This window comes from Saccharothrix sp. NBAS 001, assembly GCF_056640475.1.
In genome coordinates this window covers 5588140-5602692 of record NZ_CM153251.1, presented here as the reverse complement: position 1 = coordinate 5602692, position 14553 = coordinate 5588140, and the positions used below count along the sequence as shown (strand labels likewise).

14 protein-coding genes are annotated in these 14553 nt (G+C 73.6%); 11 read left to right on the top strand and 3 right to left on the bottom strand.

The window, feature by feature from the left end:
- Positions 1-55: 55 nt before the first annotated feature.
- The 11 genes from AC0HI0_RS23385 to AC0HI0_RS23335 all read left to right on the top strand — a co-directional run bounded on the left by AC0HI0_RS23385 (position 56) and on the right by AC0HI0_RS23335 (position 12389).
- A complete protein-coding gene (locus tag AC0HI0_RS23385) occupies positions 56-400 on the top strand; it encodes a hypothetical protein (protein ID WP_480925636.1) in 345 nt (114 codons plus the stop codon).
- A 13-nt stretch (positions 401-413) separates the two neighbouring features.
- Complete coding sequence (locus AC0HI0_RS23380; RefSeq protein ID WP_480925635.1) at positions 414-845, top strand: phage tail protein; 432 nt, start codon at positions 414-416, stop codon at positions 843-845.
- 7 nt (positions 846-852) lie between these two features.
- Complete coding sequence (locus AC0HI0_RS23375; protein ID WP_480925634.1) at positions 853-1611, top strand: CIS tube protein; 759 nt, start codon at positions 853-855, stop codon at positions 1609-1611.
- Complete coding sequence (locus AC0HI0_RS23370) at positions 1601-3418, top strand: VgrG-related protein (protein ID WP_480925633.1); 1818 nt, start codon at positions 1601-1603, stop codon at positions 3416-3418. The genes AC0HI0_RS23375 and AC0HI0_RS23370 overlap by 11 nt, the downstream gene beginning before the upstream one ends.
- A 12-nt stretch (positions 3419-3430) precedes the next feature.
- On the top strand, positions 3431-3712 hold the full coding sequence (locus AC0HI0_RS23365) for a PAAR domain-containing protein (RefSeq protein ID WP_480925632.1): 282 nt from the start codon (positions 3431-3433) through the stop codon (positions 3710-3712).
- A gap of 1 nt (position 3713) precedes the next feature.
- Positions 3714-4124, top strand: a complete 411-nt coding sequence (locus AC0HI0_RS23360; protein WP_480925631.1) for a GPW/gp25 family protein — start codon at positions 3714-3716, stop codon at positions 4122-4124.
- A complete protein-coding gene (locus AC0HI0_RS23355; RefSeq protein ID WP_480925630.1) occupies positions 4124-6064 on the top strand; it encodes a putative baseplate assembly protein in 1941 nt (646 codons plus the stop codon). The genes AC0HI0_RS23360 and AC0HI0_RS23355 overlap by 1 nt, the downstream gene beginning before the upstream one ends.
- Entirely contained in the window at positions 6061-6600 is a 540-nt protein-coding gene (locus tag AC0HI0_RS23350) for a phage tail protein (RefSeq protein WP_480925629.1), read from the top strand. Before AC0HI0_RS23355 ends, AC0HI0_RS23350 begins: the two co-directional genes overlap by 4 nt.
- Positions 6597-7763 carry an NADase-type glycan-binding domain-containing protein gene (locus tag AC0HI0_RS23345; RefSeq protein WP_480925628.1) on the top strand — a complete coding sequence of 389 codons (1167 nt, stop codon included), beginning with the start codon at positions 6597-6599 and terminating at the stop codon, positions 7761-7763. Before AC0HI0_RS23350 ends, AC0HI0_RS23345 begins: the two co-directional genes overlap by 4 nt.
- A gap of 7 nt (positions 7764-7770) precedes the next feature.
- Positions 7771-10992, top strand: coding sequence for a VWA domain-containing protein (locus tag AC0HI0_RS23340; protein ID WP_480925627.1), 3222 nt, complete (start codon positions 7771-7773; stop codon positions 10990-10992).
- An 89-nt stretch (positions 10993-11081) separates the two neighbouring features.
- Complete coding sequence (locus AC0HI0_RS23335) at positions 11082-12389, top strand: COG1470 family protein (protein ID WP_480925626.1); 1308 nt, start codon at positions 11082-11084, stop codon at positions 12387-12389.
- A gap of 56 nt (positions 12390-12445) precedes the next feature.
- Here the strand turns inward: AC0HI0_RS23335 and AC0HI0_RS23330 are convergent, their stop codons facing one another.
- The 3 genes from AC0HI0_RS23330 to AC0HI0_RS23320 form a co-directional block, all read right to left on the bottom strand.
- Complete coding sequence (locus AC0HI0_RS23330; protein WP_480925625.1) at positions 12446-13069, bottom strand: helix-turn-helix transcriptional regulator; 624 nt, start codon at positions 13067-13069, stop codon at positions 12446-12448.
- Positions 13070-13136: 67 nt separating this feature from the next.
- On the bottom strand, positions 13137-13814 hold the full coding sequence (locus tag AC0HI0_RS23325) for a response regulator (protein ID WP_480925624.1): 678 nt from the start codon (positions 13812-13814) through the stop codon (positions 13137-13139).
- A gap of 6 nt (positions 13815-13820) precedes the next feature.
- Positions 13821-14459: a sensor histidine kinase gene (locus tag AC0HI0_RS23320; RefSeq protein ID WP_480925623.1), complete on the bottom strand. Its 639-nt coding sequence runs from the start codon at positions 14457-14459 to the stop codon at positions 13821-13823.
- Positions 14460-14553: the final 94 nt, after the last annotated feature.

The following is a 14553-nucleotide window of genomic DNA, read 5'->3' as shown; positions in this document are numbered from 1 at the left end:
CGCCAACGCCGTTGGGCCGTACCGGCACGTTCAGAGGTCCGTCGAAGTGGGTTCGGTGGCGCAGCCCAAGCGGCTCGGGCTTGGTGCGCCGGTTGCCGCGCCGCACACCACCGGGACGTTCGTGCAGCGCGTGGAAGCACCGGCCGTCCCGCAGACGACGCAGTTCCCGCAGCACACCGAGGTCGTGGTGGCGCGGGACGTGGCCGACGCGCCCGCCGAGGCTCCCGCACCCCCGGCCTCGGAAACCCCGGCCTCCCCGGCGAACCCGGCCGCGCCGGCCGCCGGGCCGGAGCCGGAGGAACTGCTCAAGAAGCTCTACGAACCGCTGCTGCGCCGGCTCAAGGCCGAACTCTGGCTGGACCGGGAGCGGCGCGGGTTGTTGACCGACCGGTGGCACTGAGAGGACTGGGGCGATGGCTGAGGTGGAAGAGGCGGTTGCCGTGTGCTTCGTGGTGCGCATCGACGACGAGAGCCTCGGGTCGTTCAACAGCTGTGACGGGCTCGGTGTCGAGTTCACCATCGAGCAGCGGGAGGAGGGCGGCAACAACGGGATGGTGTGGCAGCTCCCCACGCGGATCAAGTACTCCAACGTGAAGCTCTCCCGGCCGGTCACCAAGGACTCCGCCAAGATCATCAAGTGGATCGCGGGCATGGCGGCCGGGATCGCGCGCAAGACGGCGGTGATCGAGGCCCGGACGTTGCAGGGCACGGTGATCGCCAGCTGGTCGCTGTCCGGCGTGGTCCCGGTGCGGTGGAGCGGGCCGCAGCTGTCCGCCGACTCGCCCAAGGTCGCGACCGAGACGCTCGAACTGGCCCACCACGGCTTCCTGACGTCGGCGAGGTGACGCGACCATGGCCTCCCCCATCACGTTCACGTCCGCCGGCGCGTCGAGGGCCACCAGCTACGCCGCGCCCAGCAACCTCCAGAAGGCCGTGCTCGCCGTGCACAGCCCGCCCAAGGCCGGTGGCGCGGCGAAGCCCGGCGGGCTGCTGCACGAGATCGCGTTCCAGTTCAACCCCAAGGAGCTGTCGCTCACCAAGAACGCCAAGTGGGAGCGCAGCCGCCAGGCCAACAACCCGAAGTCCGGCACGCCCGAGTTCAAGGGCTCGGACCCGGCCAAGCTCGCGCTGGAGCTGTTCCTCGACGCCACCGAGCACATGGACGACAGCGTGGTGAAGAAGGTCGAGCAGCTCTTCGCCTGCTGCGTGCCCACCGAGGACAGCCGCCAGCACGGCAAGGGCTCGCCGCCGTGGGTGATCTTCAAGTGGGGCGGCATGACCGGGTTCCCGGCCTACGTCTCCGGCGTGACCGCGAAGTACACCCTGTTCACCCCGGCGGGCACGCCGGTCCGCGCGCTGTGCACGGTCAACCTGGAGGAGATCTCCGGCGAGCAGGGCGGCCAGAACCCCACCTCGGGCGCGCTGGCGGCCCGCGATTCGCACGTCCTGGTCGCGGGCGACACGTTGCAGTCGTTGGCGTACAAGGTCTACGGCAACGCCGAGCTGTGGCGGGAGATCGCCGAGGCCAACGACATCGACGACCCGATGCGGTTGCGGCCGGGCTCGCGGCTGCTGGTGCCGGCGCTGGAGGAGATCCGCGATGGTCAATGAGAGCTTCGCGAACACCCTGGTGATCGAGGTGGAGTCCGCGCCGCTGCCCGAGGACGTCAAGCCGCTGCTCACGCACGCCTACGTGGACGGCAGCCGCAACCTGCCGGACGTGTTCGTGCTGCGGTTCCGCGACCCCGCGCACGTGGTGCTGGCCAAGGGGAAGTTCAAGATCGGCGCGAAGGTCGCGCTGAAGGTGCAGACCACCGACCCGGGCGGGCCGCAGCCGTTGATGAGCGGCGAGATCACCGCGGTGGGCGTCCAGTTCGACAGCGACGGCACGTTCACCGAGGTGCGCGGGTACGACCTGGCGCACCGGCTGTTCCGGGGCCGCCGCACGGTCGCCTACCCGAGCATGACCGTCGCCGACATAGTCCGGAAAGTGGCGCAGCGGGCCAAGATCCCGGTCGGCACGATCGACGACGTGAAGGGTTTCGGCGGCCGGCCCAACACCCAGATCAGCCAGGACAACCTCAGCGACTGGGAGTTCCTGTCCCGGCTGGCAGGCGCGGTCGGCGCGCAGATCGCGGTGCTGGAGGGCAAGCTCGAATTCCAGCTGCCGGACAAGCCGACCAGCGCGCCCGCGAAGTCCGCCAAGGCCAAGACCAACCCGCTGGTGCTGGAGATGCACCGGACGCTGCTGTCGCTGCGCGCCTCGATCACCGCCGCCGAGCAGGTGCCCGAGGTCCAGGTGCGCGGCTGGGACTACGAGAACAAGAAGGAACTCACCGCGACCAGGAAGCCCGACATGGTGGGCACCGAGGTGACCGGGGTCGACCCGGTCGAGCTGGCGGGCAAGTTCGGCAGCCCGCCCTTCCTGGCCACCGGGCCGTACCGGGCGCAGGGCGAGGTGGACGCGGTCGCCGCCGCGCTGAGCACGCAGCTCGGCGGTGCGTGCGCGGAACTCGCGGGCGTCGCGCGCGGCAACCCCAAGCTGCGCGCGGGCACGGCGGTGGCGCTGACCAACATCGGCGACCCGTTCGCGGGCAAGTACACGCTCACCAGCACCCGGCACCTGTTCGCCGAACAGGGCGGCTACACCACGGAGTTCACCGTCTCGGGCCGCCAGGAGCGCTCGCTGTACGGGCTGGCCAACGGTGGCGGCGGGCGCGACGGCCGGGCCGGGCTGGTGCCCGCCGTGGTCACCGACGCGCGCGACCCGGCGAAGCTCGGCCGGGTCAAGGTCAAGTTCCCGTGGCTGTCCGACGAGTTCGCCAGCGGGTGGGCGCGCACGCTGCAACCCGGCGCGGGGCTCGACCGGGGATCGCTGGTGCTGCCCGAGGTCGGCGACGAGGTGCTGGTGGGCTTCGAGCACGGCGACTTCGACGCGCCGTACGTGCTCGGCGGCCTCTACAACTCCAAGGACACCTCGCCCAAGCTCGGCGTGGAGCCGATCGACGGCGGCACCGGCGCGGTGACCGTGCGCGGATTCGTGTCCCGCAAGGGGCACAAGGTCGAGTTCGTCGAGGACCAGGGGATCCTGATCTCCAGCGGGGACGGGAAGTTCGCGGTCAAGCTGGACCAGAAGAACCAGGTGGTCGAGGTGACCAGCGGCAAGGCCGTGGTGGTCAAGGCGCAGAACGGGATCACCCTCGACTCGGGCACCGGGCCGCTGGAGCTCAAGGGGCAGAAGATCACCGCGCGGTCGCAGACCGACGTCGAGGTCGCGGCGGGCGCGCAGCTGAAGATGAGCGGTTCGGCGGGCGTCAAGGTCGAGGGCGCGACGGTGTCGGTTGCCGGACAAGGGCAGACCGAGGTCACGTCGAGCGGTGTGCTCACCGTGCGCGGCACCCTGGTCAAGATCAACTGAGCGGAGGCGGACGTGCCACCAGCGGCGAGGGCGGGCGACCCGACCGGGCACCCCGGCGTGGTCGGGCCACCGGGCGTGCCCACCGTGCTGATCGGCGGGATGCCCGCCGCGGTCGTGGGCAACCCGCACATCTGCTCGTTCCCCGGCCTGCCACCGCACCCGCCGACCGTGATCGTGCCGCCGGGCTGCCCGACGGTGCTGATCGGCGGCCGGCCGGCGGCCCGGATGGGCGACCTGTCCGCGTGCGGCGCGCCCATCGTGGTGGGCTGCCCGACCGTGCTGATCGGAGGGTGACGTGGACTTCGTCGGACGCGGGCTGGCGTTCCCCGTCCACACCGACGCCACCGGCTCGGTGGCGCTGGTCGGCGGCGACCGCGAGATCGTGGAGAGCATCCGGCTGATCCTGGCCACCGCGCCCGGCGAACGGCCGATGCGCCCGGAGTTCGGCTGCGCCATCCACGACCTCGTGTTCGCGCCCGCCGACGCCGCCACGGCGGGCCGGATCGCCTACGAGGTGCGGATCTCCCTGGAGCGCTGGGAACCCCGGATCACCCTGGCCGACGTCTCGGTGGGCTTCGACGAGGTCGACCAGGGCACCCTGCTCATCGACATCCGGTACGCGCTGCGCGGCACGAACGACCCGCGCAACCTGGTCTTCCCCTTCTACGTCATCCCGCCGCACGAGGCCGACGAGGAGGGCGCCTGATGTCGCTGCCCACGCCGAACCTGGACGACCGCCGCTTCCAGGACCTGGTGGACGAGGCCAAGCGCCGCGTCCAGCAGCACTGTCCGGAGTGGACCGACCACAACGTGTCCGACCCGGGCGTGACGCTGATCGAGGCGTTCGCGCACATGGTGGACGAGCTGCTGTACCGGCTCAACCGCGTGCCGGACCTGCACTACCTGCGGTTCCTCGACCTCATCGGGGTCACGCTGTTCCCGCCCACCGCCGCCCGCGCCGAGGTCACGTTCTGGCTGGCCGCGCCGCGCGAGGTGCCGGTGGTGATCCCGCACGGCGCGCAGGTCGCCACCGAGCGCAGCGAGATCGAGGACCCGGTGGTGTTCACCGTCGACCGGGAGCTGTCGATCACGCCGTGCGAGCTGGCCCACCTGGTCACCGCGCCCGCCGACGCGAACGTCCCGCCGGCCGACCGCACCGACGAGCTGCGCGACGGCAAGTCGCCGGAGTGCTTCGGCGACCCGCCGGTCGCGGGCGACGCGGTCCTGTTCGGGCTGTCGAACGCGGTGCCGGGCTGCGCCGTGCTGTTCCGGGTCGAGGCGCACGCGGAGGGGCGCGGCGTCGACCCGCGCGACCCGCCGTGGGTGTGGGAGGCGTGGAACGGCAACGGCTGGAGCAAGTGCCAGGTCGACCGCGATTCCACCGCCGGCTTCAACAAACCCGGTGACGTCGTCGTGCACGTCCCCCGCACGCACGCCGTTTCCGTGGTCGCCCGGCAACGCGCGGGCTGGGTGCGCTGCCGGGCCGTCGAGCCCGCGCCGGACCGGCCGTTCTACCAGCGCCCGCCCAAACTGGTCTCGGCCACCGCCGCCACGATCGGCGGCACCACCGACGCCACGCACGCCGACATCGTGCGCCGCGAGACCATCGGCGTGTCGGAAGGCGTTCCGGGGCAGCGGTTCGCGCTGACCCGCACGCCGGTCGTGGTCGCCGACGGCGCGCTCGTGGTCGAGGTCGCGTCGGCGGACGGCTGGGAGCGCTGGACCGAGGTCCGCACGTTCGCCGAATCCGGCCCGGCCGACCGGCACGTGGTGCTCGACCGGGTCGGTGGCGAGGTGATCTTCGGCCCGGCCATCCGCCAGCCGGACGGCAGCGTGCGCAACTTCGGCGCGGTGCCGGCGAAGTCGTCCGCGATCCGGGTGCCGGAGTACCGGACCGGCGGCGGGCTGCGCGGCAACGTCGCGCGCGGCCTGCTCCAGGTGCAGCGCGACCCGGTGCCGTTCGTCAGCTCGGTGGTCAACCGCGAGCCCGCGAGCGGCGGCGTGGCGGGGGAGTCGGTGCGGGACGCGGCGATGCGCGGACCGCTCGTGCTGCGCACCAGGGACCGCGCGGTCACCGCCGAGGACTACGAACTGCTCACCCGCGAGGCCGCGCCGGAGATCGCCCGGGTGCGGTGCGTGCCGGCGGGCCAGGGGTCGGCGGCGGTGCGGGTGCTGGTGGTGCCCGCGGTGGGGTTGGGCGAAGAGGCCGATTTCGGGGCGCTGCAACCGGGTGCGGACGTGCGGCAGCGGATCGAGCGGTTCCTGGACGACCGGCGCTGCATCGGCGCGCGGGTGTCCGTGGAACCGCCGTTCTACCAGGGCGTCACGGTCGTCGCGCAGCTCAAGGCCCGCCCCGGCACCCCGGAGGACGTGCTGCGCACGCGGGCCGTGCAGGCGCTCTACGACTACTTCAACCCGATCAGCGGCGGCCCGGACGGCGACGGGTGGCCGTTCGGCCGGCCGGTGCAGTCCGGCGAGGTGTTCGCGGTGCTGCAACGGATCTCCGGCGTGGAGCTGGTCGAGGACGTCAAGCTGTTCGGCGCGAACCCGGTGACCGGCGAGCGCGGCAACGCGGTGCCCCGGCTCGACCTGCCGCCCAACGGGCTGGCCTTCTCCTACGGCCACCAGGTGCGGGTGACGCGATGAGGATCGGCGGACCCACCCTGCCCACGCCGCACCCGCTGGCCGAGCGGCTGCCCGCGGTGTACCTGGAGGACGAGTTCACCCAGCGGTTCCTGGCGGCGCTGGACGAGGTGCTCGCGCCGGTGTTCACCGCCCTGGACGGCTTCGCGGGCTACCTGGACCCGAGGGTCGCCCCGGAGGACTTCCTGGACTGGCTGGCGCACTGGGTGGCGCTGGACGTCGGCGAGGGCTGGTCGGTGCAGCACCGCCGGCTGCTGGTGGCCACGGCGGTGCGGCTGCACCGCAGGCGCGGCACCCGGCCGGGCCTCATGGAGCACGTGAGCCTGCTGACCGGCGGGCGGGTCGAGGTGTTCGACAGCGGGGGCTGCACGTCGACCGACCGGCCGGGCGCGCCGCTGCCGGACGGCGGGCCCGCGCGGGTCACCGTCCGGGTCCGGGTCGCGGACCCGGCCGGGGTGGACCGGGTGCGGCTGGCCGCGGCGATCGCCGCCGCGGTGCCCGCCCACGTCGTCGTGGAACTGGAGGTTGGGGGACCATGATCGTCTGTGCGCAGTGCGGGGAGCGCAACGCCGAGGGCGCGGAGTTCTGCGGCTCCTGCGGCACCTACCTGGAGTGGGAGCCCAAACCCGACCGGCAGCCGGTGCCCGCCCCGCCGCCCGCCGGGTGGCCGGGCCGCGCGCCCGGTCCGCCGCCGGGGTGGCCGGGGCCGCCGGCCGGCCGGCCACCGGGTCCACCGGGCCCGGGACCGGGCCGCCCGCCGGGTCCGCACCCCGGCACCCAGCCGGGGATGCCGCCCGTGCCGCCACAACACACGCCGCACCAGCCCGCGCCCCAGCAGCCCGTGCCGCAACCGGCGCCGCAGCAGCCGGGACCGCAGCAGCCGGGCGCGATGCAGCCGACCGACCAGCGGCAGGCCCCGCCCGGTCACCGGCCCCGGCTCACCGAGCGCCGCGCGGCCCAGCCCGGCGACCTGATCTGCGGCCAGTGCGGCGAGGCCAACCCGCCGGTCCGGAAGTTCTGCGCGCGCTGCGGGGCCGGGCTGGTCGAGGCGCAGGTCGTCGCCGAGAAGTGGTGGCGCAGGATCTTCCCCCGGCGGCAACCGGCCAAGGCCGGCACCCGGCACCGGCGGCGCGGCACGGTGGGCCGGACCGTCGGCCGGGTGGTCCGGTGGGCGCTGGCGGTCCTGCTGCTCGGCGGGGTGGGCGCCTACGCGCTGGTCAGCCCGTTCCGCGAGGCGGTGAACACCCAGGCCGGCGCGGCGGTGGACACCGTGCGGGACTGGTTCTCCGAGCAGGCCCGGCCGGTCCGCCCGAGCCAGGTCACGGCCAGCGCGTCCGTCGCCGGCCACGGGCCGGACCTGGTGGCGGACAACGCGAAGAACACCTACTGGGCGGCACCGGCGCAACCGCCGCCCGCCCTGGTGTTCACCTTCGAGGCACCGGTCACCTTCACCGAGGCCATCTTCCAGATCGGCATCGGCGAGAAGTTCCAGACCGCCCAGCGCCCCAACCAGGTGCACCTCGTGTACTCCAACGGCAAGACGTTCGACCTCTCGCTCACCGACCAGCCCGACCCGCAGACCGTGAAGATCGGGAACGCGGACGGCGTGCGGACGGTCGAGCTGTACATCGTGTCGACGTACCCGTCCTTGCAGGGCACCGACGTCGCCATCTCCGAGATCGAGTTCTTCACGGTGGAATGAGGCAGCGGTGGGGATCGGACGGACGAACCGGTCGACGGCGGTCGCGGTGGTCTGCGTGCTGTTAGGGGGTCTGCTGCTCGGCGACCGGCCCCTGGTGGCCGCCGCCCAGCCGGATCCGCTCAAGCCGTACCGGATCGGCGCGAGCCGGGGCGGGCCCGCGGACATCTGGAGCACCGACTCGCGCGGTGGCGACCAGCGCGCGGTCACCACCGGCGGCGCGCCGGCCGACCGGGACCCCGCCTACTCCCCGGACGGCACCCGGATCGCGTGGACCGAGTCGGCCGGCGGCGAGGAGCCCTCCCGGGTGCGGGTCGCCAACGCCGACGGCTCCGCCGCCCGCTACCTCAGCGGCCGGCGGGGCGAGTCCCAGCCCACCTGGTCGCCCGACGGCACCCGGATCGCGGTCACCGAAGGCGATTCCATCGGCATCGTCCGGGTCTCCGACGGCGTGCTGCTCTCCACCGTCGCGCAGCCCGACCACCTGCGCAGCCAGGACAGCCGGCCGGCGTGGTCGCCGGACGGCCGCACGATCGCGTTCACCCGCAACAGCCAGGGCCTGGACACCCCGCTGGTCGCGCCGCGCTCGGTGGGGGCCTCGACCCCGCCGGGCGGCTCCTTCGCCACGTCCGCGACGCTGCGCACCCCGTCGGTGCCCCGGCGGCCGGAGATCATGTTCCTGCTGGACACCACGGGTTCCATGGGCGACGCGCTCGCCGCGTTCAAGGCCCAGATCCCCGAGGTGATGAGGTCGATCCTCGCCAAGGACCCCGGCGCGCGGTTCGGCGTGGCCTCCTACAAGGACACCCCGGACCGGGGGCGGCGCTACGAACTCCTGCTGAACCTGACGACCGTCGCGGAGGTCGAGGCGCTGCTCAAGGACCCCGAGAAGCTCAAGGCCGAGGGCGGCGGCGACAGCGCCCCGGAGGACTGGTTCAACGGCCTGCACCGGATCGCCCGCGACCTGGACCTGGACAACCAGGGCCGGCACCTGGTGTTCGACCAGCCCGGCACCAGCCGGATCGTCGTGCTGGCCGGCGACGCGAGCAGCAAGCAGACCGGCGACCCGTGCGAATCCGACCTCGACCCCCCGGTCTGCGAGTGGTACTGGTCGCTGGAGCAGATCAAGCTGGACCTCACCGGGACCTACCCGCCGACCGACGAACCGCGCGGTATCAAGATCGTCGCGGTGCCGATCCTGGGCGCCGGCGACGGCCTGGACCGGCAGCTCCAGGCCACCGAGCTGGTCAAGCACACCGGCGGCTCGATGGTCGCCGAGGGCGCGGCGCCCCCGGAGATCGCGCGCGCCATCGACCGGGGCATCCGGGACATCCCGGTCACCGTCACGCCCGCCGCGTCCTGCCCGCCCGGCGTCTCGGTCATCTTCACGCCACCCACCGCCACCGTCAACGGCGACACCGACGTCACGTTCCAGGAGACCGTCCGGCTGGACCCGCCGGGCGACGGGCCCGCCGTCCGGGCGGTCGGCGACCTGACCGGCTGCACGGTCCGGTTCCTGTTCGACGGCAAGGAACCCACCCGTCCGCACGAGCAGACCATCCGGATCACCGAGGCCGCCGCGGGGCTGCCCACCGTCGTGGTGAACGGGGCCGCCGTGCCCAGCCCGCAGGGCGTCCCGGTCGCGGTGGACTTCAGCTCCGCCGCCACGTCGGCGGCCGGCGCACCGCTCACGCCGACCTGCGACGCCGTGCCCGGCGCGCTGTTCCCGGTCGGCATCACCAGCGTCACGTGCGGCGCGACCGACGCCGGGCGGGTCAACCGGGCCACCTCGACGGTGGCCGTGTTCGTCCCGGAAGACGTGCCGTACCGGGACATCTGGCTGGCCGACGTGAGCGGGCCGGTCGTGCAGGCCGACCTGTCGGTGCGGTTCGCGGCGGCGTGCGCGCGCAAGGACGAGGACCCGGACTGGTCGCCCGACGGCCTGCGGCTGGTCTACCGGCACGAGGGCGCGCTGTGCACGGCCAACGCGGACGGCGGCAACGCCGTCGTGCTGGTGCCCGGCCCGGACGCGGAGGAACCCGCGTGGTCGCCGGACGGCGCGCTGATCGCGTTCTCCCGGCCCGCCGGCGGGGAGGGGCCGCGCCGGATCTTCGCCGTGCCGCCCAGCGGCGGGACGCCGCGCGAACTGGTCTCCTTCGGCGACCTGGACGCGCGCGGCCCGGCGTTCCAGCGGCTGCCCGACGTGGTGGTGACCGGGGCGGCGGTGCCCGCGCGGATCCCCTTCGGGGGCAGCACGACCGCCCGGTTCCGGGTGAGCAGCACCGGGCTCGTGCCGACCACCCCGACCGTGGCGCTGACCGTCCCGGCCGGCCTGCGGATCGACGGCCTGACCGCGTCCGCCGGCACCTGCGACGCCACCACCCGGACCTGCGCGCTGCCCCGGCTGGTGCGCGGGTCGACCGCGGAGATCCGGCTCGCGGTGACCGGTGTCGTGGCGGGCGCGCAGGTCGTGCGCGCCGACGCGGGCACCGACGTGAACCCGGCCGACAACCGGGCCGAGGTCACCGTCACCGTGGCCGAGGAGGTCAAACCGCCGCCCACGCCGGGATCGCTGTCCACGGCCGTCGCCGTGCTGCCCGCCGAGAGCTACGTCGGCGGGGAGGACGTCGTGCTGGTCTTCAAGGTGCGCAACGGTTCCGGCACGCCGATGACCGGGGTCCGCGTGGTGACCTCGCTGCCGCCGCAACTGGTGCCGCCCACGGCGGTCTCGCCGGGCTGCGCGGTCGACGGCAGCTCGTGCGACCTCGGCGTGCTGCCACCGCTGGCCGAGGCCGAGGTCCGGATCTCGTTGCCCGCCAAGGCCGCCGTGGACACCAGCGCGGGCGGCTCGGTGCTGGGCACCGGGCCGGACAGCGACGCGGCGGACAACACCGCGGTCGGCAGAGTCCTGGTGCGCCAACCGAAACTCACCGTCGAACCGCTCATCGGACCGACCGGGTTCGTGCCCCGGGTGACCGGCAGCGGCCTGCCGCCCGGCGCCTCGGTCGCGCTCGCCTGGTCGCCGGGCATCTCGGCCACGCCCGGCACGGTGACCGTGCGGGACGACGGCACGCTCGACACCGGGTTCCTGGTCTTCGAGAACGACCTGGTCGGCTTCCGGGAACTGGTGGTGACGCCCTCGGCGGGGCCGGGGTTCGCCGCCGTGCGGTCGCAACGCTTCCTCGTCGTGCAGCGGACCCTGCAACCACCCGACTTCGCCACACGCGGCTGAACGGCTGCCCGTAGGGGCAGCGGGGAACGCACCGCACCCCACCCTTCCGCCACGTGCCACCGCTTTCCGTCCACCGGAGGATTCACGACATGGGCGCTACCGCGACGCTGTCCGCCACGGGCCTGGCCGTGGAGCCGGGCTCTGAGGTCACCTGCACGGTCGTCGTGCGCAACACCGGGGAGCTGGTCGACCAGTTCACCGTCGACGTGGTGGGCGACGCCGCGGGCTGGGCGGCGGCCGAACCGGAGTCGGTGAACCTGGTCCCGCAGGCGTCCGCCGAGGTGGTGGTGCGGTTCGCGCCGCCGCGCGCGGCGGACGTGCCGGCCGGGCCGGTGCCCTTCGGGGTGCGCGTCACCTCCCGCGAGGACCCGTACGGCTCGGTGGTCGAGGAGGGCGTGGTCGACGTCGGCTCGTTCACCGACCTGAGCGCGGAACTCGTGCCCACCAAGGTCGAGGCGGGCCGGCGGGGCAGGTTCGAACTCGCCGTGGACAACGTCGGCAACCACCCGGTGGCCCTGCGGTTCATCCCCGGCGACCCCGACGGCGAGCTGGACTTCAAGCTGGACAAGAAGGAGGTCGTGCTCGCGCCCGGCACCGCGGCGTTCGTGCGGCTGGTGGTCAAGCCCCGGGACACGTTCCTGCGCGGCCAACCGCAGTCCCGGCCGTTCCGGGTGGAGGTGCTGCCCCAGGTCGGCAACCCGCTGGTCGCCGACGGCACGTTCGTGCAGCGGCAACTGCTGCCGAAGTGGCTGCTGCCCGCGCTGCTCGCGCTGGCCGCGCTGGCCGCCCTGCTGGGCGTGCTGTGGTTCACCCTGTTGCAGGCCGCGGTCAAGTCCGCCGCGCGCGACGCGGCGACCGAGCAGGCGGGCGACGTCAAGGCGGCGGTGCAGCGGGCCGAGGACAGCGCCGGTCAGGCGAAGACGGATTCCCAGCAGGCCAAGGGGAACTCGGAGGCCGCGATGCAGGCGGTCGGTCTGGACCCCAACCCCGCGCCCGGCTCGACGCCGACCCCGGTCCGGCCGGCGGCGAACCAGCCGGCCGGCGACCCCACCGACTTCCGGATCGCCGCCGACTCCGCGATCACCGCCAACCCGGAGCTGTACAACGACTTCGTGTTCACCCCGTCCGACGACAAGAAGTCGTTGAACGTCAGCGACATCGTGCTGCAGAACCCGCGCGGCGACCTGGGCACGGTCCGGGTCATGCGCGACACCAACGGGACCCGCGGCATCATCCTGGAGCTGAACCTGGCCAACTTCCGCGACCTGGACCGGCACTACGTGCAGCCGTTGCAGTTCAAGCCGGGGGAGAAGGTGGTGTTCTCGGTCAGCTGCCAGAACCCGGCGGAGAAGGGGAACTGCAAGCCCGCGGTGTCGTTCTCCGGACGGCTGGTGTGAGGGTGCGGCGAGGCCCCGGTGGGTCGAGGTGCCGCCGGGGCCGGCGGCCGCGGGGGTCAGATCAGGCCCTCGCGCAGCGCGAACGCCACGGCGTGGGCCCGGTTGCGCAACTGGAACCGGTTGGTGATGTCGTGCAGGATGCTCTTGACGGTCCGCTGCGAGTAGCACAGCTTGTCGGCGATCTCCTTGGTCTCGAAGCCGTCCGCGATCAGCCGCAGCACCTCGGTCTCCCGGTCGGACATGCCGGCCATGGTCCAGCCGTTCGGGTTGAGCACGTTGCGCTGCAACCGGGACACCCGGTCCAGCAGCCGGCCGAGCAGGTCCGGCGGCAGCGCGCCCTGCCCGGCGGCGGTGGCCTTCACCAGGCGCACCAGCGTGTCCGGGGTGGCGTCCGAGCGGCGGATCACCGCGGACACCCCGCTGCTGACGATGTTGAGCAGCTCCGGGTCGGCGATGTCGCCCGCCACCAGCACGATGTTCGGGCTGCCCTGCACCTGGAGCCGGCGCAGCAGCTGCTGGGCGGTGCCGTCCAGCCTCTCCAGCACCACCAGGGCGACCGGCGCGGGCTCGTCCGGCTCGACCAGGCGGATCTCCGGCCGGGACCGCAGCGCCGCGGTCACCCCGGCCCGGGTGATGGAATCCGCCGCGTGCAGCGCCACCGCGATCTGCTCACCGTTCATGACAGCTCCCGCCCTCGTGACCGACGCCCCCACCGGGTCAATCGTCCCGAGCGGGGGTGTCCCGGCACTACGGCCCCGGTGTCCCGACTTGTCCCGACTCCTCGCCCAAACCGGCCCGCTTGGCCCGGGACACCGCCTGCGCCCGGTCGGCCACGTGCAGCTTGCGCAGGATGTTCGACACGTGGTTGCGCACCGTCTTGGGGCTGAGCACGAGAACCCGGGCGATGGCCGCGTTGCCCCGGCCGTCGGCCATCAGGCGCAGCACCTCGCGCTCCCGGGCGGTCAGCTCCGGGAACGCCTCCGCCTCGGACCTGGCCGACGTGCCGAAGTAGGCCAGCAGCCGCACCGCGATGCCGGGGCTGAAGATCGCCTCACCCTCGGCGACCGCCCGCACCGCCCGCACGATCTGCTGCGGCCGGGCGGCCTTGAGCAGGTAGCCCAGCGCGCCCGCGCGCATCGCCGCGAACACCGAGTCGTCGTCGTCGAACATGGTCAGCACGAGCACCCGCACGGTCGGGTCGTGGGCGACGATCCGCCGGGTCGCCTCCACCCCGCTCAGGTCGGGCATGTTCAGGTCCATCACGACCACGTCGGGGCGCAGCTCGGCGGCCAGCTCCACCGCCATCGTGCCGCCGGACGCCTCACCGACCAGCTCCAGGTCGTGGGCGGCGCCCAGCGCGGTGGCCAGGCCGTAGCGGAACAGCGGGTGGTCGTCCACCACCAGCGCCCGGAGCGCAGGCGGCATGTCCGCTCACACTCCGCCCGCGACCGGCAGGTCGACGGCTATCCGGGTGCCACCCGCGGCGCCGCCCTCCATCGCCCACGTCCCGCCGACCTCGTGCGCGCGTTCCCGCATCGAGTTGAGTCCCACGCCGTTCCCCTCGGGTTCGCCCGCGCCGCAGCCGTCGTCCACGACTTCGACGTGCAGGCCGTCCGCGCACCACAGCCGCACCACGCAGGTGCGCGCGCCGGCGTGCCGGACCACGTTGGTCAGCGCCTCGCAGATGATCCGGTAGGCCGCCACCTGGACGGCGATCGGCAGTTCCGGCAGGTCGGTCTCGGCCTTGACCAACACCCGCACCGGGTGCCGGTCGGCCAGGGTCGCGACGTGCGCCCGCACCGCGCCCGCCAAGCCCAGTCTGGCCAGTTCGGCCGGGTAGGCGCCGGCCGCCAGCCGGCGGATCTCGCCGACCGCGTGGTGCATCTCCTCCTCCAGCCGGGCCAGCAGCGGGCCGGCCGCGGCCGGGTCGCGCGCCACCAGGTGCCGGGCGGCGCGCAGGCCGAGCGCGATCGCGGCGAGGGAGGGACCGAGCCCGTCGTGCAGTTCGCGCAGCACCCTGCGCCGGGCCTCGTCGGCCGGATCGGTGGGCACTGCGAACTTGCGGCGCACGTCCCCTCCCCGTCAGGCGGCGTCCGGGCTCTCGCCGCCTCGTCTAGAAAGTCGCAGATTCGACAGAGGTTGTTTCAGGCAAACGCGCAGGTTC